Source organism: Pseudarthrobacter sp. AG30 (assembly GCF_003116525.1).
GTDB lineage: Bacteria > Actinomycetota > Actinomycetes > Actinomycetales > Micrococcaceae > Arthrobacter.
In genome coordinates this window covers 217,205-239,500 of record NZ_QEHL01000001.1, presented here as the reverse complement: position 1 = coordinate 239,500, position 22,296 = coordinate 217,205, and the positions used below count along the sequence as shown (strand labels likewise).

At 65.0% G+C, this 22,296-nt stretch carries 20 protein-coding genes; 14 read left to right on the top strand and 6 right to left on the bottom strand.

The window, feature by feature from the left end; genetic code table 11:
* Positions 1-22 precede the first annotated feature (22 nt).
* Genes ligK through DC347_RS01135 form a run of 3 tightly spaced genes read right to left on the bottom strand, consistent with a single transcriptional unit; the run spans position 23 to position 2,914 of the window.
* Positions 23-706, bottom strand: a complete 684-nt coding sequence (gene ligK, locus DC347_RS01145; RefSeq protein ID WP_018762741.1) for a 4-carboxy-4-hydroxy-2-oxoadipate aldolase/oxaloacetate decarboxylase — start codon at positions 704-706, stop codon at positions 23-25.
* A 19-nt stretch (positions 707-725) separates the two neighbouring features.
* Positions 726-1,751, bottom strand: coding sequence for an amidohydrolase family protein (locus tag DC347_RS01140; RefSeq protein ID WP_018762740.1), 1,026 nt, complete (start codon positions 1,749-1,751; stop codon positions 726-728).
* Positions 1,748-2,914, bottom strand: coding sequence for a 4-oxalomesaconate tautomerase (locus DC347_RS01135; RefSeq protein ID WP_255414754.1), 1,167 nt, complete (start codon positions 2,912-2,914; stop codon positions 1,748-1,750). The genes DC347_RS01140 and DC347_RS01135 overlap by 4 nt, the downstream gene beginning before the upstream one ends.
* A 262-nt stretch (positions 2,915-3,176) precedes the next feature.
* Between DC347_RS01135 and DC347_RS01130 the strand changes: the two genes are divergently transcribed.
* The gene (locus DC347_RS01130; RefSeq protein ID WP_109044149.1) at positions 3,177-3,839 is read left to right on the top strand and encodes a GntR family transcriptional regulator; all 663 of its coding nucleotides are present in this window, start codon (positions 3,177-3,179) and stop codon (positions 3,837-3,839) included.
* 158 nt (positions 3,840-3,997) lie between these two features.
* Positions 3,998-6,076 carry a bifunctional diguanylate cyclase/phosphodiesterase gene (locus DC347_RS01125; RefSeq protein WP_165837968.1) on the top strand — a complete coding sequence of 693 codons (2,079 nt, stop codon included), beginning with the start codon at positions 3,998-4,000 and terminating at the stop codon, positions 6,074-6,076.
* A gap of 172 nt (positions 6,077-6,248) precedes the next feature.
* Here DC347_RS01125 and DC347_RS01120 read toward each other — a convergent pair whose 3' ends face one another.
* Both DC347_RS01120 and DC347_RS01115 read right to left on the bottom strand, forming a co-directional pair.
* Positions 6,249-7,460 carry a chaplin family protein gene (locus DC347_RS01120; protein WP_109044147.1) on the bottom strand — a complete coding sequence of 404 codons (1,212 nt, stop codon included), beginning with the start codon at positions 7,458-7,460 and terminating at the stop codon, positions 6,249-6,251.
* A 90-nt stretch (positions 7,461-7,550) separates the two neighbouring features.
* On the bottom strand, positions 7,551-8,579 hold the full coding sequence (locus DC347_RS01115) for a hypothetical protein (protein ID WP_133247065.1): 1,029 nt from the start codon (positions 8,577-8,579) through the stop codon (positions 7,551-7,553).
* A gap of 179 nt (positions 8,580-8,758) precedes the next feature.
* Here DC347_RS01115 and DC347_RS01110 point away from each other — a divergent pair, with 179 nt between their 5' ends.
* Both DC347_RS01110 and DC347_RS01105 read left to right on the top strand, forming a co-directional pair.
* Entirely contained in the window at positions 8,759-9,547 is a 789-nt protein-coding gene (locus DC347_RS01110) for an alpha/beta hydrolase (protein WP_206073859.1), read from the top strand.
* Positions 9,548-9,583: 36 nt separating this feature from the next.
* On the top strand, positions 9,584-10,525 hold the full coding sequence (locus tag DC347_RS01105; RefSeq protein WP_368665735.1) for a carbohydrate kinase: 942 nt from the start codon (positions 9,584-9,586) through the stop codon (positions 10,523-10,525).
* Positions 10,526-10,528: 3 nt separating this feature from the next.
* Here DC347_RS01105 and DC347_RS01100 read toward each other — a convergent pair whose 3' ends face one another.
* The gene (locus tag DC347_RS01100) at positions 10,529-11,398 is read right to left on the bottom strand and encodes a ThuA domain-containing protein (RefSeq protein WP_109044145.1); all 870 of its coding nucleotides are present in this window, start codon (positions 11,396-11,398) and stop codon (positions 10,529-10,531) included.
* A 118-nt stretch (positions 11,399-11,516) separates the two neighbouring features.
* On the opposite strand from DC347_RS01100, the gene DC347_RS01095 reads away from it, so the two are divergent.
* The 10 genes from DC347_RS01095 (at position 11,517) to DC347_RS01050 (ending at position 22,255) form a co-directional block, all read left to right on the top strand.
* Complete coding sequence (locus DC347_RS01095; RefSeq protein ID WP_109044144.1) at positions 11,517-12,809, top strand: DUF6379 domain-containing protein; 1,293 nt, start codon at positions 11,517-11,519, stop codon at positions 12,807-12,809.
* 30 nt (positions 12,810-12,839) lie between these two features.
* Entirely contained in the window at positions 12,840-14,312 is a 1,473-nt protein-coding gene (locus tag DC347_RS01090) for a DUF6379 domain-containing protein (protein WP_109044143.1), read from the top strand.
* 170 nt (positions 14,313-14,482) lie between these two features.
* Positions 14,483-14,710, top strand: a complete 228-nt coding sequence (locus DC347_RS01085) for a DUF2188 domain-containing protein (protein ID WP_109044142.1) — start codon at positions 14,483-14,485, stop codon at positions 14,708-14,710.
* Positions 14,711-14,915: 205 nt separating this feature from the next.
* Positions 14,916-16,130, top strand: a complete 1,215-nt coding sequence (locus DC347_RS01080; protein ID WP_109044141.1) for an ATP-binding protein — start codon at positions 14,916-14,918, stop codon at positions 16,128-16,130.
* Between the two features lie 230 nt (positions 16,131-16,360).
* A complete protein-coding gene (locus DC347_RS01075) occupies positions 16,361-17,659 on the top strand; it encodes an ABC transporter substrate-binding protein (RefSeq protein WP_109044140.1) in 1,299 nt (432 codons plus the stop codon).
* A gap of 54 nt (positions 17,660-17,713) precedes the next feature.
* A complete protein-coding gene (locus DC347_RS01070) occupies positions 17,714-18,673 on the top strand; it encodes a carbohydrate ABC transporter permease (RefSeq protein WP_109044139.1) in 960 nt (319 codons plus the stop codon).
* A gap of 3 nt (positions 18,674-18,676) precedes the next feature.
* Positions 18,677-19,513 (top strand): carbohydrate ABC transporter permease, encoded by an 837-nt coding sequence (locus DC347_RS01065; protein ID WP_109044138.1) that lies wholly within the window; start codon positions 18,677-18,679, stop codon positions 19,511-19,513.
* A 5-nt stretch (positions 19,514-19,518) separates the two neighbouring features.
* The gene (locus DC347_RS01060; protein ID WP_109044137.1) at positions 19,519-19,890 is read left to right on the top strand and encodes a nuclear transport factor 2 family protein; all 372 of its coding nucleotides are present in this window, start codon (positions 19,519-19,521) and stop codon (positions 19,888-19,890) included.
* 32 nt (positions 19,891-19,922) lie between these two features.
* The gene (locus DC347_RS01055; protein WP_109044136.1) at positions 19,923-20,699 is read left to right on the top strand and encodes a TIM barrel protein; all 777 of its coding nucleotides are present in this window, start codon (positions 19,923-19,925) and stop codon (positions 20,697-20,699) included.
* Complete coding sequence (locus DC347_RS01050) at positions 20,696-22,255, top strand: GMC oxidoreductase (protein ID WP_109044135.1); 1,560 nt, start codon at positions 20,696-20,698, stop codon at positions 22,253-22,255. The genes DC347_RS01055 and DC347_RS01050 overlap by 4 nt, the downstream gene beginning before the upstream one ends.
* The last annotated feature ends 41 nt before the right edge of the window (positions 22,256-22,296 follow it).

Genomic DNA, 22,296 nt, shown 5'->3' with positions numbered 1-22,296 from the left:
ATGGGCGGCAGTCCCGCGTGCGTCAGTGGACATAGCGCAGGCCTGCCTCTTCGAGGGGTCCGCGCATGTTGTAAATGTCGAGTCCGAGTTCTCCGTTGGCAAAACGGAGGCGTTTCGCCTCTTCGTTGTCTTCGCGCTTCCGCGCAGCCTCCGCGACGTCCGCGGCGCGCGCGGCGGGGACGACGACGACGCCGTCGACGTCCGCGACCACTACGTCGCCCGGGTTGACCAGGGCGTTGGCACAGATAACGGGGATGTTGACGGATCCGAGGGTGGCTTTGACGGTGCCTTTGGAGTTGATGGCGCGGCTGAAGACCGGGAAGTCCATCTCCTCCAGCGCGGCGACGTCGCGGCAGCCGCCGTCGATGATCAATCCGCGTGCGCCGCGGGCTTTGAGTGAGGTGGCGAGCAGGTCGCCGAAGAAGCCGTCTTCGCTTTCGGTGGTGCACGCGGCCACCACGACGTCCCCGGGCTGGACCTGTTCGGCGGCGACGTGCATCATCCAGTTGTCTCCGGGCTGGAGCAGCACGGTGACGGCGGTGCCGCACATGGCGGCGCCGGGGTAGACGGGGCGAAGGTAGGGGCGCATGAGGCCCAGCCGGCCCATGGCTTCGTGGATGGTGCTGACGCCGAAGGCGGAGAGGGCTTTGACGTCCTGTTCCGCTGCGCGGGTGATGGTGGTGTGGACCACGCCGAGTTCCTGCATGTTCGGGCTCCTGGGATGGCTAGCGGCCCTGCTGCTTGAGCAGGGCGTTGAGGCGGGGGTAGACGGTGCGGGCGTTCTGTTCGTGGACGGCGGCCAGGTCGGCTTCGTTCAGCCCGGCGGCGTCGAGGTAGCGGGCAGTGTCGTCGAAATTGTGGCCGGTGCAGGGGTCGATGTCCCGGACGGCGCCGATCATTTCGGAGGCGAACAGGATGTTCCTGGTGGGGATGACGTCCAGGAGCAGATCGACCCCGGGCTGGTGGTAGACGCAGGTATCGAAGAAGACGTTGCGCAGCAGGTGTTCTTCGAGGGCCGGTTTGCCCAGTGCCATGGCCAGGCCCCGGAAGCGTCCCCAGTGGTACGGGACGGCACCGCCGCCGTGCGGGATGACGAGTCTTAGGGTGGGGAAGTCGGTGAACAGGTCGCCCTGGATGAGTTGCATGACGGCGGTGGTATCGGCGTTGAGGTAGTGCGCGCCCGTGGTGTGGAAGGCTGGATTGACGCTCGTGCTGACATGGACCATGGCGGGGATGTCGAATTCGACCATTTTTTCGTAGATCGGGTACCAGTACCGGTCCGTCAGCGGCGGAGCGGTCCAGTGCCCGCCGGAAGGGTCGGGGTTCAGGTTCAAGGCCACGGCTCCGTATTCCTCAACGCAGCGTGTGAGTTCCGGGATGGATGTGGCCGGATCCACGCCGGGGGACTGGGGAAGCATCGCGGCCGGGACGAACCGGTCCGGGAAGAGCCGGCTGACCCGGTAGCAGAGCTCATTGCAGATCGACGCCCACTCGGCCGAGGTCTCGAAGGAACCGATGTGGTGTGCCATGAAGGAAGCCCGCGGCGAGAAGACGGTGAGGTCGATCCCGCGTTCGTCCATGAGCCGCAGCTGGTTCGCTTCGATGCTCTCCCGGAGTTCGTCGTCGGAAATTCTCAAATCTGCCGGGGACGGCGCCAAGGCGGGATCCTGCAGTGCGGCGACCTGCCGGTCCCGCCACTGCCCCAGGGCGGCCGGCGCCGTGGTGTAGTGGCCGTGGATGTCGATAATCACAGTGTGTGCTCCTGGAATGAGGGATGGGCGGGGACCATGACGGCGCCCGCCATGAGAAGCCGGGCCGTGCGGATCAGCGCGGATTTGACCACTTTGGTGGGGTCGTGGGCGTCCAGGCCGAGCTCGACGGTGAATTCACCGCTGGGGTGTTCAACTGCGACCGTGGGCGCGGTTCCCTCTGGCAGTACGGCGACGTCGTGCGCCACAGTCCCTTTGAGGATTGCGGCGGTGGCGGCCGTGACCGCGGCGAGCACGCCGATGGATTCATGGCAGACGTGCGGGATGAAGCTGCGGGTATTGACCGCACCGCCGGAGGCCGGCGCTGAGACCAGGGTCATTTTGGGGTAGTTCTTGCCCGTCACGTCGCCGAGGCCCATGAGTTTTCCGCATGCCAGCCGCAGGTCCTCAAGGCGGCCCTTGAGTTCGGTGTCCTTGTTAAGGTCGACGACGGACTCCCGCCCCGTGCGGCCCAGGTCACCGGCGTTGATGATCACCAGCGGTTGGCCATTGTCGATGCAGGTCACCTCCACCGCCCCCACCCCGGCGATATCCACGGTGTCGCGGAGGTTGCCGGTGGGCAGCAGTGAGTCGCAGACCGAGCCCGCCGTGTCCAGGAAGTTGATGGTCACTGGCGCGGCCGTGCCGGGAACACCGTCGATCCGGGCGTCTCCGGCGTATTCGACGTACCGTCCTGCCGGCCCCATGGGCGTCCGGACTGTAATCTCGGCGACCATGCCGGTGTTCACGGTGAGGACCCGCGCCGTGGTGGTGTCGCCGTCGGGAGTTAGAAGTCCTGACTCAATCGCGAACGGGAGCGCGGCCGCCAGCATGTTACCGCAGTTGGGCGTGGTATCCACCTGGCTGCTGTCCGGCTGGAGTTGAGCAAACAGGAACTCAAGGTCCACCCCATCCCGATCACAGATCGAGACAATACCGGCTTTGCTGGTTAATGGGTGGGCGCCGCCCAGTCCGTCGATTTGTCGCGGATCCGGCGAGCCCATGGCAGCAAGCAGGACCGCGTCCCGGGTGGCTGTGTCGGCCGGGAGGTCGGTGGCACGGAAGAACGGGCCCTTCGACGTCCCGCCGCGCATAAGCCAACAGGGTACGGGGGTTTGGCCCCCGTCTGGCTGTCCGACGTGAGCATGCTTGGTATGCGGCGCCACTGGGTCCACACGGCCTGCGCTCGCCGTCAAGGGCATGCCCTCATCCATGGTCTGTCCTTCGGTGATGTGGGAGGGCGCCCTCGGTTGCGACGCCGTCGCCTCAAGTGAACCAAGTTACATTCAAGATTGTCAACAATTTCTTATACATTTATGTTGACGATCCGCTTTGCCGTGGATGTCCCTGGAAGGAGGGGCAAGTAGGCTGGTACAAAGTTGTTGACAATATTGCTTGCCTTGGACAGGCGCACGGAGGTGGCGAAGCATGGAAACCCTGGGAGGTACCACGGCCCGGCCGTCCCTTACGGTTGCCGAACTGGTGGATATGCTGAGGTCTGCCATCGTGGGCGGAGACCTGGTGCCAAACCAGCGCTTAGTGGAGGCGGACCTGGCCGCCGAATATGGAGCCAGCCGGGGAAATATTCGGGCGGCGTTGGCAGAACTGACGGTCGAAGGCTTGGTGGAGCGGGTCCAGAACCGCGGCGCCCGCGTGCGCGCTGTTTCCGTGGAAGAGGCGGTTGAGATCACCGAGGTCCGTGCCGCCCTCGAGGCGCTCTGCGCACGGAAGGCGGCCGAACGGATCACGGACGATGAAGCCGTCGAGCTTCAGGAGCTTGCCGGGCGGATGAAGGACGCCGTGGAACGCGGCGACCGGGACTCCTATTCGGAGTGCAACCAGATCCTGCATGCCAGGGTCATCGACATCAGCGCACAGCAAACGGCCGCAGCTACCATCCACCGGCTCCGCGGCCAGGCTGTTCGCTTCCAGTTCCGGCTCGCCCGGCAGCCTGGCCGGCCGGCAGTTTCGCTGCCCCAGCACCTCGCGATCATCGATGCCGTCTGCGCGCACAATCCGGATGCGGCCGCTGATGCGATGCGGGTGCACTTGGAAAGCGTCGCTGACGTCATCCGCTCAACGCACACCTAGGACGCGCCACCCCGCACAACGTGCGGTCCCGCCACGAGTGCTGAGGACCCGGCACACATGGTTACCCGGGAGTAAGTTACCTTGGGCAGCAACTGATTCGAGGATGTGAGGGGTTTATGGACAGTCACGCGGCAGCTGTTCGGCCAGCCTTTTCGGCCATGAAGGTACTTGAGCTGGCGCGGTGCGCGATTCTCGTCCTGAGGCGGGAAGACGGGATTATCGTCTCGGCAAATCCGTCCGCGGAAAAACTGTTCGGGCGCGGCCCGGGAGAGCTTGACGAAGTACCTGTCACGTCCCTGCTTCCTGAGTGGAAGATGCAAACAACCACGGGTGTCGCCGGGGCCGCAAATGAACCCGCAGGCGACCCCGACGTTTTCCATACGCGTGGACAGTGGGTAGGGGGCCACAGCTTTACGGTTGAAGTCGGCTTCGGCGGATCGAGCCGGGACCCGTACGTGGTGCTCACCATTCGTGAGCTGCGGGACCATGAGGGTGGAACGGCAGAGCTGCAGAATCTCGTCTCGCTGCTAAACGCGACGCTTGAGTCTACTGCTGACGGGCTCTTGGTCGTTGGAGTGGATGGCCGGATCACCGGCATCAACGCAAATTTTGCGTCTATGTGGAGGATTCCGCGCACCATGTTGGCGACCCACGACGATCAAGCAGTGATTGATCTGGTGGTAGAACAGCTGGAGGAACCGGACGCCTTCCTGGCCAAGGTCCGGGAGCTTTATGACCAGCCGCAGGCCGAGAGCCTGGATGTTTTGGAGTTCAAGGACGGCAGGGTTTTCGAGCGTTTTTCCCGCCCCCAGATGATTGGGGATCGAATCGTCGGGAGGGTATGGAGCTTCCGGGACGTTACTGCGAAGCGGCAGGCTGAGGTCAAGGCCGATCAAGCCATGCGCGACCTTGCCAAAAGGGCAGATGACCTGCGGAGGCTCGCGTTTACCGATCCGCTGACTGGCTTGGGGAACCGGGCGCTGTTCAATGAGGAATTGCGAAGGGCATGCAGCTCCGGCGGTCCGCAGCATGCGGCGTTGCTGCTGTTGGACCTGGATGATTTCAAAGAGGTCAACGATGTCTATGGGCACCAGTCCGGAGACCGGATGCTCATCGAGCTCGCCCGACGTATCCGTGGCGTTATCCGTAACGACGACATTGTCGCCAGGATAGGGGGCGACGAGTTTGTCGTGATCATCCCAGACGGCTGCGACGCGGACAGTATCGCGGAGAGGCTCGTAGATCTGTCCCGTCGACCCATAGATGTGGGGGGTGTCCAGATCACGCCGAGCCTGAGTATCGGGATAGCACGGTCCGGTACTGACTGTCCTGGCCGGGATAGCGGCGAGGACCTCTTGCGGCGGGCCGATATCGCCATGTATGCGGCAAAAGCCGCGGGCAAGAGCCGTTTCGTGAGTTTCCAGCCAGAAATGATGAGCAAGCTCATCGAGCGCGCTGCACTGCAGGAGAACCTCCGAAAAGCACTTGCCACGGGCGCCGTTGTCCCCTTTTATCAGGTGGTGGTGGCGCGCAGCGGGGAAGTGGTCCAGCTGGAGGCGCTGGCCCGGTGGCAGCATGAGGGCAAGCTGCGATTGCCCTCCGACTTCATCTCCCATGCCGAAAGCACGGGCCTCATCCGGGACCTCGGTGCGGCGATGCTAACCAAGGCCTGCACGGACATGTCCGGATGGCTGGCGGAAGATGCCGGGCGCAGCATTGCAATCAACGTTTCGGGGCTGGAAATCCGTGACACGGAGTATGCGGGATCGGTGCTGCGGATTTTGCAGACCGCCGGGGTTGATCCGGGACAACTGGTTCTTGAGGTCACCGAGAGTGTGTTTCTCGGTGAGGAGACCGAAGTCATCACGCAGTTGGCGGAGCTTCGCCGCCGGGGCGTTAGGATTTCCGTGGACGATTTTGGTACGGGTTATTCATCCTTTGGCCGTCTGCACGAGCTGCCTGTGGACGCCGTTAAGCTGGACAAGTCCTTTACCCGGCTCATCACCGGCGGTGCCTACCACTCGCCAATCATGGTCTCCATGGTGGACATGGCGCACAACCTTGGCATGGCGGTTACCGCCGAAGGGATCGAAACCAACGAGCAGGCCGATTACCTGAATCGAATTGGGTGCGACTACCGGCAAGGGTATCTCTACGGCCGCCCCCAGGCACTCCGTGATGTCCAGGCGGCCCTTCCATACCTGACCAAGAAGGGCCGCAGGCGTCCGCCTGGCTAACGGCTCCGGGGGACCGGACCGGGTCGTGCAGCGGCGCCGAGCGGTTCGTTGTCCCGACCGCCCGGCGCCACAGCTGTAACCATTCATCCTTCCCGGCCGGATTGGGTCCACTGTAATTCCTGGACTCCCGGCGTCTTCTCAGGTGCGTAGACGATTCACGCCATGACCGGGATTAGACCCTTTTCCGACGCAGGACCAGGGTGAGGAGACCGCCGAAGGCCAGGAACAGCAGGCCCACCAGCAACAAGCCGGTGTTCACCCCCGTGTTGGCCAGGACCGTCGGGGCTGCAGCATAGTTGGCCTGCATCGGAGCCGCTGCGGCGCGGATGTCAGCAGCGCCGGCCCCCGGCTGGGCCGCCGGAACCTCGGTGGACGGAGTGGTGACTGTCGGGGTGGTGATGGTCGGCGGGGTAACTACCGGAGGGTTCACGACCGGAGGAGTAACCACCGGGGGGTTCACCACCGGCGGGGTCACAACTGGCGGCGTGACAACCGGGGGGTTCACTACTGTGGCCGTTGAATTACCGATCACGCCCACAGAGGTGGCGCCAAGGGAGACCGGAAGAGTGATCGGCGCGACCACTTGCGTTCCGGAGAGGACCCCGTCGGTTCCGCCGGTGGTAATGGGTCCAGCGGGTGCCGTCGTGGTGCCCGCGGTGCTGGAGCCCTCAACACTGGCGACGGAATCCCCGACCAGGCCCACGGACGTGGCCCCGAGGTTGATCGGCGCTGTTACAGGCGCCACTACCTGGGTTCCGGATGCGATGCTGTCACTACCGGTGGTGGTCGCCGCGGGCGCCGGGGCTGCCGGTGCCGCGCCCGAAGTGGCGGGGTTTTGGGTGCTTGCTGCCGAGTCGCCAACAGCGCCCACGGACGTGCCCCCGAGGTTGATCGGCGCAGTTACAGGCGCCACTACCTGGGTTCCGGACGCGATGCCGTCGCCGCCGTTTGTGGATGCGGGTGCCGGAGCGGGGGCTGCCGGTGCCGTGCCCGAAGTGGCGGGGTTCTGGGTGCTTGCTGCCGAGTCGCCAACAGCGCCCACCGAGGTTGCCCCCAGGGTGATGGGAACGGTGATCGGCGCCACTACCTGGGTTCCGGATGCGATCCCGTCGCCGCCGTTAGTGGATGCGGCGGGTGCCGGAGCGGGTGCTGCCGGTGCTCCGGCATTCTGTGTGCTCGCTGCGGAGTCGCCAACAAGTCCCAGCGAAGTGGCTCCGAGGTTGACCGGGATGTTGATCGGGGCCACCACCTGAGTGCCTGAAAGTAGCCCGTCATTTCCCGAGGTTGTGGTGTCTGCTGCGTTGGCGGCGACACCGCCGAAGGCCAGCAGTCCGCCGGCAAATGCGGTGCCGAGCAGGCACCTGCGAATGTTGCGATGCATCATTTTAAGTTCTCCTGAAAAGTTGAATTGGGCATACTTCTTGGGCCCGGAAATGGCTCAGTTTCCGCACGTGAGTGCGCGGAGGGGCCTCAACTAATCAGGGGAAGATCCGGGGTCGAAGGACACCGGTGCCGGGGCTGCGAGCAGGCGGCCCTCGATGGCGGCGGTACCCGCCGCAGGAACGTAGAATTGGTGGGCGTTGAGCCATGCGGGGACGGCCGGGCCGTTGCCCCCGGAGGAGCTGCTTCCGCCGGTAGTGGCACCCGGCACGCCCGGCAGGGAATCAGAAGGTTCATGGATTGGTGCGTGGTCCGGGCCGGCTTCGGCAAGTGCCGGGGCGTTTGCCACCGAATTCATTCGGGTGTCACAGGCCTGGCCGGTTCCGGGCAGGGCGTCTCCGAGAATCATCGCGGCTCGACCCGGCGCGGTGCCGGCGGCATCGGCGTTTGCGACCGTGACAGACGCATCCGCTTCGTGGCCTGCCTGCGGAAGGCCGGTCACGGAAGGAACGGGGGTCGACGCCGGATCAGAGGTGAGAGTGTCGATGGCGTCGGTGACCACGGGGGGAACCGGGCCGGAGTCAGCCGGGTTAACGCCGGGAAGGGGAACGGCGTCGATGACAGGTTCGACAACAGGCTCAAGGGGCTCAAGAACAGCGCCGGCAATTGGGGCCACGGTTCCCACCGCACGGTCCAGCACGGTATCGACAGTGCCGGCAACCGGGTCCACCACCGTGCCCACCGTCCCGGCAGGCACTACCCGGTTGACGACGGGAACGGCCTGCACCACCTGGTCGGCAAGTCCGGTGACGTCTTTCACCGCCGGGCCCAGGGATGGCGCGGGGATCAACGCCGGAACACTCGCGACAGGCGCATTGTCCGGACCGCCCTTGAGGGTGGCCTCCACCGGTTCCAAGGCACCTTTGGCTTGATGCGCAACGGTGGTGGTGACGGAGCGAAGGGATGATCCGACCGATCCGAGCATGGAATGCCGGGAGTCCGAATCGTCCGCACCGGTATCAGCAGAAGCGCCTCCGGCGGACAACGCTACCCAGGCGGCAGTAGCGGCGAGGGCAAGCAGGAGGGGGCGGAGAAAAGCCCACGGATTATGATGTGACTTCACTCAGAACGCCTCCCCCCAGAGATTGCTCTTACAAGCAGCACCAAGCATAGGCACAGGTCTTAGGCCAAGTCCAGCAAATAGAAAAACTAAGCAAGAGGGAACTTTCGCTTATGCCGGATCGTTTGCAGCTGTCGCCGGCGCGGCTTCCGCCCACGCCCGGTCCCTGTAGTCTCTGGCATATGGTGCAGCGGCTGAAGTACTCCTACGGCGCGGACCCCAGCCAATGGGGCGAGCTCTTCCTGCCAGATCCTCCCGCGGCCGGGCAGCTTCGGGGGGTAGTGGTGGTGATCCATGGCGGCTACTGGCGCTCAACATACGGGGCAGAACTTGGGGAGCCGCTTGCCGTAGATCTTGCCGAACATGGGATGGCCGCCTGGAACCTGGAGTACCGCCGCGCCGGCAACGGCGGCGGCTGGCCTGCCACCTTCCAGGATGTCCTGGCCGGGATCGACAAACTCGCTGAACTGGCAGGGCAGCACTCGCTTGACCTCGGCAAAGTGGTGGCCGTGGGCCATTCTGCCGGCGGACATCTTGCCGTCTGGGCGGCGGGCCGCGGGCACCTGGCCGGGCCGGGTCCGGGCGCGGAGCTCGCAGACCCCGGCCGCGTCCGCCTCGCCGGGGTGGTCAGCCAATCCGGCGTCCTGAACCTGGCCGAGGCCGAACGCCTGAACCTCAGCAACGGTGCGGTGACCAACCTGCTTGGCGGATCGTCGTCGAAATTTCCCCGACGCTACCGCTGCGCCGACCCCATGGCCGCCCTGCCGCTGGATGTGCCGGTCTACGCGGTGCATGCAGAGGCGGACGACGACGTGCCGCTGGCCATGTCGGCGCTGTACGTGGACGCAAGCGGGGCCGGAGGCGTGCCGGCGCACCTGGTCATGGTGCCCGGTGACCACTTCGACCTGATCAATCCCAAGTCCCCGGCGTATGCGGTATGCCGCGAACTGGCGGCCCGGCTGCTGGGCTGACATGAACTGCTGAGCCGGCCCGCTTTCTGGCAGAGTATGACCATGCTCACAGTTATTGGCGAAGGCCTTGTCGACGTCGTCCAGCGTGCCTCGGGAATCGAGGCGCACGTCGGCGGCAGCCCCCTCAACGTCGCGGTCGGCCTGGCCCGGCTGGACCATCCGGTGCAGTTCATCGGCCGCTACGGCCGGGACGCCTACGGCGATTCTGTGGCTGCGCACCTTCGCGCCAGTTCCGTGATGCTGCCGCTGCCTCCGGATGAGTTGCCTACCAGCGTTGCCACCGCATTGATTGACGACGACGGCGCCGCCACCTACACGTTCGACCTCGCCTGGGAGCTGCCCGGCCTCGTGGACCGGCTCGGCTTCATGCTGCAGGGCACCACGCTTCTGCACACCGGCTCCATTGCCACCATGCTGGCGCCGGGCGCCGCCGAGGTGCTGGCCGCCGTCGAGCATGCCCACCCGTCCGCCACCATCAGCTTCGATCCCAACTGCCGCCCCAGCATCATCACCGATGTGGACTACGCGCGCCGGCAGGCGGAGAAGTTCGTCAGCTTGGCGGACGTGGTCAAGGCCTCGGACGAGGACCTGGAATGGCTCTACCCCGGCCAGGATGTGCTGGACTCCGCGCGCGCCTGGCTGGCGCTTGGCGGGGAGGAGGGCCCTGCCCTGGTGGTGGTCACCCGCGGCGCGGACGGGCCCTGGGGTATCTGCCGCGCCGGCGAAACGTCAGTGCCCGCGCCCAAAGTGGAGGTGGCGGACACCGTGGGCGCCGGCGACTCGTTCATGGCCGCGCTCCTCTCCGGCCTGGTTGACCGGGAGCTGGACGGCGCGCAGAACCGCGAGGAACTGCGCGGCCTGCCCGCCGAAGGGCTGGCCGAACTCCTGGCGCACTCGGCCCGCGCGGCTGCCGTCACGGTGTCGCGCCCGGGCGCCAACCCGCCCACCCGAACCGAGCTGAACGCGGTGGGCGGGTAGCCGCTATCCTTCGTGGTTGTAGTACGGCCACGGCAGGAAGCGGCGCTCACCGCGCCGGTCCGGCCCTTCCAGGGTGACTTTCCCCGTCGCGGCCCACTCAACGCCGCGGGGGAACATCCGGATGAACTCAATCCGCCGGAAAGTGTCGATATCGTGCCCGATGGTGATGGTGAAGCTGCGGCCCTCGCCGTAGTTGTTGATCCAGGCCAACGGTTGCTGCGTGTTAATGCCCGGAAGGCCGCTTGGTCCTTCCGGCGGAATGGCCACGGGATAGTGGGACATCGGCCACATGGGTGCGTGCTCGTAGGATTCCAGGTCGTCGAATACTGAGAGAAGCACTTCTGCTCCTTCGTAGAGGTGGACGCCGGTCAGGATGTCGTCTCCGGTCACTGTCCAGGTCCCGCTGATGCCTTCGGTGATGGGGTGGCGGGGCTCGGTGGTCTGCAGCAAGGCTTCTCCCCACGGGCGCGGGCGGAGTCCGGTGGGCACGCTGAGCTTCGCGCCACGCATGATGTTGTACTCCTCGGGGTAGCCCCAGTCGTCCTCCTGCACGGCAGAGCCATGGAACCAAACGATGCCCTTGCCGTCCTGGTGCACGAACTTCAGCAACGCGGCGTCGGTCTCCGGGCCGAATCCCACTGCCTTGTCGTGGTAGCCGTCGCGGCCCTCGAATACCACCAGGACAACGTCGTACTTGTCGATGATGTTCGACCCCAGCCCCCGAGGGTCCTCCACCACCCTGATTCGGAACCGGCCGGTGTCCTCAAGGACGGTGGTGAGCCATTGGTTGTGCTGGCGGAAGCTGCGGACCTCGTTGTCGTGCTCCCGGGTCATATGCCCGGAAAGGATGAGGGCATTCAACATCTCGGTCATGGCATCAACGCCTCGATTCTTGGAAAGTGGGAAAGTTAGGATGGAAGTATACATACTTTAGTAGAAAAGCAACATAATGCTGATATGCTCGATGAGAACCTAGAGAGAGTGAGCAACGATGCTTCTCGAAAGAGACCTCATCCAGTCGGCCGGCTTCCGCAATATCACCGAAGGCGGCCGCGTCACGGGCTTCCAGTTCCGGCTCCGGATGCCCTCCTACCGGGGTATGGCCGCGTCCCTCGTCGACGGCGTCGCGGTGCGTGTCGGCGGCCTGGTGGATGTTGAACCGCACGTCCCGCTGTGGAGTTTTGGTGGCCGCACGTTCACCCTGCAGCAGCTATGGGACAGCGACGGCGTTCGCTGGCCGCTGGAGGAAGCGGCGGTAGTCACCGTGCCGTTCGACGGCGGCCTGCCGCAGGGAGTGCACGACCTTACGGTCGAACTGCGCCTCCGGATGTCCTACATTCCGGTGGAGCACCAGCCCACCATCCACCGGGTCAGCCGAAAGGTCACGCTGGCCCCCGAAGGCGGCGAGGGTACGTTCCGCTACGGCGTATCCCTTTACAGCTACATGGGCGACTACGGAACGGTCCTGGACCTGGAAACCGCCCTGGCCCACGTTGCCGATGTCGGCGCCACCGGGGTGGAGATTCTCGGCGAGGCGCATGTCCCCGGCTATCCGGAACCCTCGCCGGCCTGGATCGACACCTGGTTCAACCTGCTGGAAAAGTACTCCCTCGAGCCCACCAACTACGGGTCCTGGATCGACACCCGGCTGCGCCCGGGCCGGTCCATGACCGCTGCGGAAGGGGCGGAAGCGCTCCAGCGCGACCTGAAACTTGCCGGCATGCTGGGCTTCAGCTTTGTCCGGCCCAAGATCGGCGTTATCTCCGGTGACCTTGTACCGGACCCCATCTGGACCGAATCCGTGGAGCGCTCGCTGGACCTGGCGCATGAGTTGGACGTGGTCATCTGCCCCGAGATCCACTCACCAACACCCATCAAACATCCCGTGGTGGATGACTACATTGGCTTGATCGAGCGCACCGGCACCAAGAACTTCGGCCTGCTCATCGATACCGGCATCTTCCAGGACCGCCCCATTCCGCTGCGTGAAGGCGAGGCCCGGGAGGCGCGCCCCGCGTTCCTGGACGGGATCGGCGTGGACCCCGCAGACCTGAAAGGCATAGCACCATACGTGGTGTTCATCCAGGCGAAATTCCACGACATCAACGAACAGCTGGAAGACCAGCAGATTCCGTGGCGCCCGGTGCTTCAAGCCCTCAAGGACTCCGGCTACACCGGCTTCCTCTCCAGCGAGTACGAGGGCGACCGGACTCCGTGGCGGGCCATCGAGCAGGTGCGGCGCCAGCACGCCCTGATCCGGCGCATCACCTCCGACCTCGTCTGACCTATTCCTGCTCCCAGTAAAGAGACACCCATGCCGAACGGACTCCTTGACCAATCCAGCCTCCGGGCCCACCCGGAGGGCCTTGCCCTCTCCCTGACCCTGCCGTGGTACCGGAGCCTCTGGCTCTCCTCGGTCACCAGCCTCGCGCTCACCATCGACGGCGAGGAAATACCGGCCGGGGACTTGTCCCTGGAACTCGGTGGCATCCGCTACGCACTCCCGGACCTGGCCGCACACAGCGAAACCCTCTGGTACCTCCAGGACCACCCCCTCCTCATCGCCAAAAGGGCCACTGCCGCCACCTTGGGCAGCCGTCATACGGTCCAGCTCATCGGTGAGCTGAGGCTGCCGTACATGCAGATTGCCCCGGGCCCGGATGGCGGTCCGGGCATGTACGTCCCCAACTATGTGAACCAGACGCTGGAATTGAGCGTCACGGACAGGCCGGCACCCGCACCTGCATTGGCGACGGCGGATACACCGCCTCCGCCCGCGGCTGCCGGGGACCCCTTCTCGCTGGGCCTCACGCTCTACTCGGCAAGCGCCGAATTCAGGGCCGGCTGGTACGACTTCGACGGCCTGCTCAATCGCGTTGCAGAGCTGGGAATCGGGCCGGGCATCGAAATTGTGGCATCCCAGGTGCTGCCCTCCTACCCGCGCGTCACGGATGATTTCGCCCGGTCGTGGCACGCTTCCTTCGACAAATACGGCTTCACCGCCAGCTCCTTTGGAGCCAACCTGGACATGGGCCGGCGGCGCGACCGTGACATGACCCCGGATGAGGAGTACGAGTTCACGGAGACTCTTTTCCACGGAGCCAAAAAACTTGGCTTCCCGCTGGTCCGGATCCAGAGCGCCAAACCGGACCTCCTGCGCCGCCTGCTGCCCTTGGCCGAAAAATTGGAACTCCAGCTCGCGTACGAGATCCATGCCCCACTCGGGCCGAACTCGCCGGAAATCATGAAGGTCCGGGACGTGTACGCGGAGTTCGATTCGCCGCTGTTGGGCTTTGTCGCCGATTTTTCCTCGACTATGCACAGCATGTCGCCCACGCTCCTCCGGGCCGTCCGCCGTGCCGGGCTCGATAACGAAGCAGTGGAGAAGCTGCAGGCCATCTGGGCCACCGACGCGCCGATGCGGGCGCGCCAGGAGGAGTTCATTGGATACCTGAAAGGCCGGGCCTTCGATCCTGCCCGGCTTGGCTCCTTCGCCCATCTTGCCTTCAACATGCACGGCCATGTCAGTCCGCGGGAGTGGGCGGACATTATGCCCCAGATCCTGCACGTCCACGCCAAGTTCTACGACATCGACGACGACGGCAACGAGCCCGCAATCGACTATCCGGAGCTGGTGCGCGTCTTCGTCGAAGCCGGCTACCGCGGCTACTGGTCAAGTGAATGGGAGGGGCATGCGTTCGCCGAACTGGGGGAGGTGGACCCCTTGCTGCTGGTGCGCAGGCAGCATGACCTGATTCGGAAGAGCATGCGTTCCGTTCCGGCTTGAAAACTAAGCATGCTTTCTATTACTTTGGTGTCAGCTCCTCCGCCGGCCCCCCAACAGGCGGAGTGGCTGCCGCGAAGGCCCCGTTTTACAACAACATGTACAGCGGGGCTTTTCGTTTTCCGCGCTTGCGCAGCAGGCGTCTTGGAACCAAACAGCAGAGGGAGTGTGCAATGGCTCAGGGCGATATCGAGACGTACTACGAAGACGGCCAGTGGAAGAACAAGCGCGAAGGCGCTGACCGCGCGTTTGGTGCGGGCTACGGCACCAAGGAAGAAGGGGTGGCCGCCGGCCGCGACGCCGCGAAAACAGACAAGGTGGAACACGTCATCAAAAACCAGGACGGCCAGATCGGGGAGAAGTACAGCTACGGCAACGATCCCCGGAACGTCCCGGGCTGATTGGTTCACCTTCCCGGACGCCGCGGCGCCCGGGAAGGCAAGGAGGGCCGGCTCATGGATTTGAGCCGGCCCTCCTGTGTTTTCCCCGTGCGGCGACGCCGGTATGCGATGCTGGGCCGGTGGACGATCCCGGCATGGAAGGCTTGGCCACCGCACGCGCGGATGGCCTGTGGTTCGAGCGCGCTAATAACAAGGCGCGCCGGCCATGACGGTGAACGAGATGGTCCGAGACGCAGTCCTTGCCGGAACCGGGCTGCCCATTCCAGGTCCGGACGGACATGTCGAAGTTCCGGCTGCCTCGGAACGCTTGCAGAACCTTGTTGAACTGGCCCGCACGGTCTGTGGCCAGCCGGTGACAGCCATCAACATCATCACCGAAGACCTCCAGTACCAGGCAGCCACCGCGGGCTTGGAACCGTATCTGTGCACCAGGGAAGACTCGATGTGCGCGGTGGGGTTCCTTAGCGGTGAGCCCACCGTCCTCGAGGACGCTTCCCTGGACCCCCGGTACCGCGAAAACCCCTACGTGGACGGCCGGCGGGGCAGTGTCAGGTTCTATGCCTCCATTCCGCTGGTGACCGACGACGGGTTTGTCCTTGGCACCCTTTGTGCCGGCGCCCGGGAAACCGGCCGGCTCAGCGGCGAACAACTCCGCGGCCTTGAAATCCTCGCCGCCCAAATCGTCGACGTCCTGCAATTGGAACACCGCGCACGCCGCCTGGCTGATGCGCTGGCCGAAGCCGAGCGGAGCAACACCCTCCTGGCGGAGTTTGCCGGCAGGATCAGCCACGACCTCCGCAACCCGCTGACCTCGATCCTCGGATTCGTGGAACTGGGCGAGATGGACGCAGAAGCAGGCGACGACGCCCGGCTTCCGGAGTACCTGGGCATTGTCGGCCGGACCGGGCGGCGCATGCTGGCGATGGTCGAGGACGTCCTGGCCTTCGCCACCATCGGCGGTGACCTGCAGCCCGCCGCGGTTTCCCTGGCGGACCTCGTGGGGGACGTCATCGCGGACCTGGCCACCGCCGTGGAGGAGTCGGGAGCGTCCGTGGACTCGGGGGAGCTGCTGTTTACCGCGGACCCGGTCCAGACCCGGGTTCTCCTGCAAAACCTCATCCACAACGCCCTGGCCTACAGCCGGCCTGGCGTCCCGCCGGTCGTCCACATCACCGGCCACCGTGGCGACGACGGTGCGGTCCTGCGCGTCATCGACAACGGCAAGGGCATCGCCTCCGCCGACCGCGAACGCGTGCTCGATCCGCTGGTGCGCCTTGACCGCCAGGGTGACCCGCCCGGATCCGGCCTGGGCCTGGCAACCTGTGCCCGGATTGCCGCTGCGGCCGGTGGCCGACTTGACCTCGGTCCCGCCCCCGAGACCGGGACCATCGTCACCATTCACCTGGGGCCGGGCAGCTAAGCAGCCGCCACGCGCCCTCCGGGGCGTGGCACCGAAGGGCAGCCCACACAACGCGTGCTGGACCGGCCGCGCCATCACTGCTCTCTATGTGATCCTTCTGCGAACCTTCGTGAAACTTATGTCTGTCATCTGCAATACTTATGTGCTTTTTCTACACATCTCCCGCATACTTGTGAGTGACCGGGGTCACGACCCCGGATTCCTCGACAACGAAGTCTGAAAGGCTGGACATGACACAGCACCGTCGCCCCGCGGGATTGAAGGTGGTCGGCGCCCTCGCCGTTCCCACCATTGCGGCCCTCGCCCTCTCTGGCTGCTCCACCTCCGCCAGCAGCACCTCTTCTTCCGGTGGATCGCAGGAATTTTCCCTCTCTTTCGCCACTTCCAACACCATCGAGAGCCCCTTCCAGACGCTGGCGGAGGACTACATGAAGTCCCACTCGAACGTGAAGATCACGTTCAACCCGCAGCCCAATGATTCTTACGACCAGACCCTGCGGACCCAACTCCAGGCCGGTAACGCCTCGGATGTCGTGGTCACGACGCCGGGTTCCGGGCAGGGACGCAGTATCCTTCCCCTCGCACAGGCAGGCTTCCTGGAGCCGCTGGATGATGCCGCCAAAAAACTGGTTCCCTCCGGCAGCGACGCCCTCTTCGGCGCGGACAGCAAGGTCTACGGCCAAGCCATGGAGATCACTGTCGTAGGCCTGGTGGCCAACGAAACGGCCGCTAAGGCCTCCGGCATCACCGACTTCCCCGCAGACTTCGCCGCCATGGAGAAGCAGTGCAAGAACCTTCAGTCTTCCGGCAAGTCCTTCTTCGCCTTGGCCGGCGCGGCCGCCCCGAACACCGGGCTGATGGCCATGTCCCTTGCTGCCAGCCGGGTCTATGCAGGCGATCCTGACTGGAATGCCAAGCGGACCTCGAACCAGGTAACGTTTGCCGGCTCGGACGGGTGGAAGTCTGCCCTCGACGCCGTGAAGAAGCTCAATGATGCGGGCTGCTTCCAGCAAGGTGCCGCCGGCGCGGGATTTGATGCCATTACCCAAGGCCTTGCCAGCGGAACTTCCGTCGCCGGCTTCATCCCCGCCCCAAGCTGGAAGCAGCTGAAGACCGCAGCAGCCGGTTCGGAATTCGATGTCCGCGCCCTCCCGGCCGAGCAGGCCTCCGACAAGGCCTACACGTTCGCCAGCGCCAACTACGCGTTCTCCATCAATGCCGCCTCCAAGAACAAGGACGCTGCCAAAGCATTCCTCGACTGGGCGGCCGAGCCGGAACAGACCAAGGCCTTTGCCGAGATTGACGGCGCCCTTCCTGTCAGCGGACTGGACAGCTATGACTTCAACGGCAGTGCCTACAAGAACGTAGCCGACCTGATCAAGGGCGGAAAGTATGGGCCCCTGCCCAACAGCCAGTGGCCCAACTCGTCCGTCTACGACGCCCTGGCCACCGGCGTCCAGGGGTTGATCACCGGGCAGAAGACCACTGACCAGGTCCTGCAGGCCATGGATGCCGCCTGGGGACAGTAAGTCTTCCACTCCACTACCGTTCCAACGACTCAACGGGACAAGCAAGGAATTATCATGACTGCGACGATGCAACCCAAGAGCGAAGCAGCAGAAGCACCCCGGCGAGGCAAGCGCGCCCCGGGGACGGGCCGGCCTGCCCGTCCCCGGGGCCGCTCCCTGGAATTTGGACACTGGTGGTGGGCGCTCCCCGGGATCGCCCTCGTTATCGCCATCCACTACGTGGCGACCGGTATCGGCGGGTTCTTCGCCTTTACCAACTGGACGGGAATCGGTTCCTTCAAGATCACCGGTTTGAACAACTTCGAGGCAATCTTCAAGGACCCCACCAAGGTTGGCGCCCTCTCCAACACACTGTTCCTCGCGTTCGGATCGGTACTGCTGGGCAACATCGCCGGGCTGATCATTGCGCTGGGACTCAACCGTGTGGTGAAGACGCGCTACATCCTCCGCACGCTGTTCTTCATGCCGGTGGTCCTCAGCCCCCTCGCCACCGCCTACATCTGGAAGTACATCTTCGATTTCAACGGTCCCATCAACGTCCTGCTGAAGGCGGTGAGCCTCGGTGAACTGGCAAAGCCCTGGCTCGCAGACCCCCAGTGGGCCATCTGGACAGTCCTGGTGGTCCTGGTGTGGTCCTCCACCGGGTTCGCCATGGTGATCTTCATGGCCGGACTCACCGGTGTTGCGGTGGAGGTGGAAGAAGCCGCGGCTATCGACGGCGCCAACTTGTGGCAGCGCTTCCGGAACGTCACCCTGCCGGCCATCCGTCCCGCCGTCGCAATCGCCACCACGCTGGGCATTGTCCAGGGCCTCCGGGTCTTCGACCCCATCATGGCGCTTACCGGCGGCGGCCCGGCAGGGGCCACGGAAACGCTGGCCACCCAGGTGTACAAGCAGGCATTCGCGCTGGGCAACTTCGGCGGCGGCGCTGCCCTGGCCCTGGTGCTCGCCTTCATCATCCTGATCTTCGCCGTGATCCAGCAGCGTCTGACGCGATCGAATCCTGAGGACTAACCCATGTTCCGCTACACGAAATTCACCCTGATCCGCGAAATCGGGCTGTGGGCCCTGGCCCTGGTCTTCCTCGCCCCGTTCTACTTCCTGGTGACCACGGCGCTGAAGCCGGACGTCGAAATGTACACCACCTCCGCCCTGGCCCTGCCCGGCAATCCGGACTTTGGCAACTTCGTCAAGGTCCTCACGGCAACCGGCAATTCCAACGTCATGGCCGGACTGGTCAACAGCCTCATCATCACCACCGGGAGCATCCTCGGGTTGATCGCACTGGGCTCCATTACCGGCTACGTCATTTCCCGCAGCACCCGCAGGTGGAGCAAGGCGGCGTACTACCTCTTCCTGGTAGCCATCATCCTTCCGGGCCAGCTCGGCGCGGTACCGCTGTACATGGGCGCCCGCGGACTGGGGCTCACCGGATCGGCCTGGGGCCTGATCATCCTGTATACCGGGATGCTGCTTCCGCTCTCGATCTTCCTGTACTCAAACTTCTTCCGGGGCCTCGGGACGGACTACGAGGAAGCCGCCACGATCGACGGCGCCAGCAAGACCCAAGTCTTCTCCAAGGTGGTGTTTCCCATGATGGCCCCGGCTACCGGAACAGTCACCATCTTCGCGGGACTGATCGTGTGGAACGATTTCTTCACCTCGCTGATCTTCCTCGGCGGATCCGCCAACCAGACGCTCCCGGTAGCCATGTACTACTTCATCGGGTCGCTGGTCTCGAAGTGGAATTCCATCTTCGCGATCGTCATCGTGTCCATGATTCCCATCCTGGCGTTGTTCCTGTTCGCGCAAAAGCGCTTCATCCAGGGCTTCTCCGGCGGACTCAAAGGCTGACCCGCATGGCCGGCAACCGCGAAGCGTTTGAACGCTTCGTGGAGATCTTCTACACCCAAAAACGGGTGCGGGAAGCCTTCGAGTTCCTTGTTGCCGATGAGTACAAGCAACACAATCCCACCATCCCGGACGGTCCGGAGGCCGCCATCCGGATGCTCACGCCTAAGTTCGACGGTTCACCGGACTCGCGCTTCGAGGTCCAGCGGATCCTCGTTGACGGAGACCTGGCCATGGTGCACGTCCGGGCATCAGGACCCGGGCGTCCCGACGCCGCCGTCGCAGATATCTACCGCTTCAAAGCCGGGCGCATCGTGGAGCACTGGGATGTGCTCCAGCCCGTCCCGGACCACCCGGTGCACGACCACCCCATGTTTTAGCCACCCCCTTTCCAAGAATCCAGGAGACAGCCATGTTCCAGCTCGCACCCAATATCGACCTTTTGTTTTCCGAAGCAGGCGACAGCGCCGCAGACCGCGTACGCGCGGCGGCCGCGGCAGGCTTCGATGCCGTGGAAATGTGGGGTCCCACCGGCAAGGACATCCCGGCTCTCAAGGCGGCACTTGAGGAAACCGGTGTCCAGCTCACCGCCCAGCTAGCCGAGCCCCGGATGCAGTTCATGATTCCGCCGAAAAACCACGAGCCCTTCTACGAGGGCCTCGATGCCGGCGTAAAGGTGGCACAGGAACTGGGCTGCCCGCGGATCGTCGTAGGCAGCGGCACCGGCTTCGGCGGACGCAAGCGGCAGGACCAGCTCGATGAACTCATTGAGATCTTCACCAAGGGCGTTGCGCACATCGAAGGCTCCGGGATCACCCTTGTCCTGGAGCCGGTCAACATCCGGGTGGACCACCCCGGGGCGTTGCTGGACCGGACCTCCGAGGCCGTGTATGTCGCCAGGGGAGTGGACTCGCCCAACTTCGGCGTCCTCTACGATCTCTACCACTCAACAGTGGAAGGGGAGGACGTGGCGGCGGAGCTCGCCAACGCGGGCCGGCTGGTCAAGTACGTCCAGATTGCCGACGCACCGGGCCGCGGCGAACCGGGGTCGGGTTCCATCGACTGGGCCGCCAGGCTCACCGATCTGCAGGACAGCGGCTACGCCGGCCCCATCGGGCTTGAGTACTACCCCACGATTGAGTCCGCCAAGTCTGTCCGGCGCATCCAGGAACTGGCGGCAGGACGGTGAGCAGCAGCCGCTACCCCGCCACCGTCGATGTAGCCATCGTGGGCAGCGGGCCCACCGCATCCGCGTACGCCCGCATCCTCAGTGAGCGGGCCCCCGGCGCCAGCATCGCCATGTTCGAGGTGGGACCCACGGTCAGTTCTCCACCGGGCGCCCACGTCAAGAACATCGAGGATGAGGCCCGCCGTGCAGCCGCCCAGCGGGCTTCGGAAGGCCCCGGCCCCGGGGCTGAAACGGTCAATTCCCCCGGCGCCGTGAAGAGCGGCGAACGGCGCGCCCGTCCCGGAACGTATCTGCTGCAGGACGGCTACGCCTTCCCGGGCGAGGACGGCATGCCCGTCGCGGCAATGTCCAGCAACGTGGGCGGCATGGCCGCCCACTGGACCGCCGCCTGCCCGCGCCCCGGCGGAAAGGAACGCATCGGGTTCCTGCCGGACTTGGACCAGCTGCTGGACGAAGCCGACCGCCTCCTCGGCGTCACCACTTCTGCCTTTGAAGCGGCACCGTTCTCCGGCCTCGTCCACGATCGGCTCGCGGCCGCCGTCGACGACGGCCGCAGCCCGGCCTTCCGCGTCCAGCCCATGCCCCTCGCTGTGCACCGGCGAGCCGATGGCCGCCTCGTATGGTCCGGATCCGACGTCGTGATGGGTCCTGCCACCCGGGATAACCAGCGGTTCGACCTGTTCGACGAGTCCCTGGTCCGGCGGGTCCTGGTTGAGGGCGGCCGCGCCGCCGGTGTCGAGGTGGAAGACCGCCGCGGTGGCGGCACGCACCGGATTGCCGCGCGCTATGTTGTGGTGGGCGGTGACGCGCTGCGCACCCCCCAACTGCTGTGGGCTTCCGGGATCCGGCCCGAGGCCTTGGGCCGTTACCTCAATGACCAGGCCCAGGTGGTGTTCGCCACCCGGCTGCGCGGCGTCGGTGCCGAGGAGGGGCGGTCCAGTGCGGACGGAACCCTCAGTGAGCAAAGCGGAGTGACGTGGGTGCCGTACACGGATGAGATGCCGTTCCATGGCCAGATCATGCAGCTGGATGCTTCACCCATCCCCCTTGCCGACGACGACCCGGTCGTTCCCGGATCGATTGTGGGGCTGGGGCTGTTCTGCGCCAAGGACCTCCAGCGGGACGACAGGGTCGCCTTCGACGACGCCGCCGTGGACAGCTATGGGATGCCTGCTCTGCGCATCCACTACAGCCTGACCGACAAGGACCGGGAGGTGCTTGAGCGGGCCAAGGAGGAGATTGTGCGGCTCGGCAGGGCCGTGGGAGAACCGATCGATGAGCGGCCGTTCGTCCTCCCGCCGGGTGCCTCGCTGCACTACCAGGGCACTACGCGGATGGGGCAGTACGACGACGGCGGAAGCGTGTGTTCTCCGGACAGTGAGGTCTGGCAGGTCCCCGGCCTCTTCGTGGCCGGCAATGGCGTGATTCCCACCGCCACGGCGTGCAACCCCACCCTGACATCGGTGGCGCTCGCGGTCCGCGGCGCAGCGAAAATCGCGGCGGAACTCGCCGATGCTTTACTTATGTCTGATTCAGACAATAGAATGACTAAATAATGAATAAGCGCACGTTGCCGCTATTCCGATGCCGACAAGGC

Coding starts and splice junctions, on each gene's coding strand:
- DC347_RS01125 (WP_165837968.1), top strand. CDS start 3,998: ATGAAGGTACTTGAGCTGGCGCGGTGCGCGATTCTCGTCCTGAGGCGG.
- DC347_RS01130 (WP_109044149.1), top strand. CDS start 3,177: ATGGAAACCCTGGGAGGTACCACGGCCCGGCCGTCCCTTACGGTTGCC.
- DC347_RS01105 (WP_368665735.1), top strand. CDS start 9,584: ATGACCATGCTCACAGTTATTGGCGAAGGCCTTGTCGACGTCGTCCAG.
- DC347_RS01085 (WP_109044142.1), top strand. CDS start 14,483: ATGGCTCAGGGCGATATCGAGACGTACTACGAAGACGGCCAGTGGAAG.
- DC347_RS01090 (WP_109044143.1), top strand. CDS start 12,840: ATGCCGAACGGACTCCTTGACCAATCCAGCCTCCGGGCCCACCCGGAG.
- DC347_RS01070 (WP_109044139.1), top strand. CDS start 17,714: ATGACTGCGACGATGCAACCCAAGAGCGAAGCAGCAGAAGCACCCCGG.
- DC347_RS01055 (WP_109044136.1), top strand. CDS start 19,923: ATGTTCCAGCTCGCACCCAATATCGACCTTTTGTTTTCCGAAGCAGGC.
- DC347_RS01110 (WP_206073859.1), top strand. CDS start 8,759: ATGGTGCAGCGGCTGAAGTACTCCTACGGCGCGGACCCCAGCCAATGG.
- DC347_RS01080 (WP_109044141.1), top strand. CDS start 14,916: ATGACGGTGAACGAGATGGTCCGAGACGCAGTCCTTGCCGGAACCGGG.
- DC347_RS01075 (WP_109044140.1), top strand. CDS start 16,361: ATGACACAGCACCGTCGCCCCGCGGGATTGAAGGTGGTCGGCGCCCTC.
- DC347_RS01095 (WP_109044144.1), top strand. CDS start 11,517: ATGCTTCTCGAAAGAGACCTCATCCAGTCGGCCGGCTTCCGCAATATC.
- DC347_RS01120 (WP_109044147.1), bottom strand. CDS start 7,460: ATGATGCATCGCAACATTCGCAGGTGCCTGCTCGGCACCGCATTTGCC.
- DC347_RS01060 (WP_109044137.1), top strand. CDS start 19,519: ATGGCCGGCAACCGCGAAGCGTTTGAACGCTTCGTGGAGATCTTCTAC.
- DC347_RS01065 (WP_109044138.1), top strand. CDS start 18,677: ATGTTCCGCTACACGAAATTCACCCTGATCCGCGAAATCGGGCTGTGG.
- ligK (WP_018762741.1), bottom strand. CDS start 706: ATGCAGGAACTCGGCGTGGTCCACACCACCATCACCCGCGCAGCGGAA.
- DC347_RS01100 (WP_109044145.1), bottom strand. CDS start 11,398: ATGACCGAGATGTTGAATGCCCTCATCCTTTCCGGGCATATGACCCGG.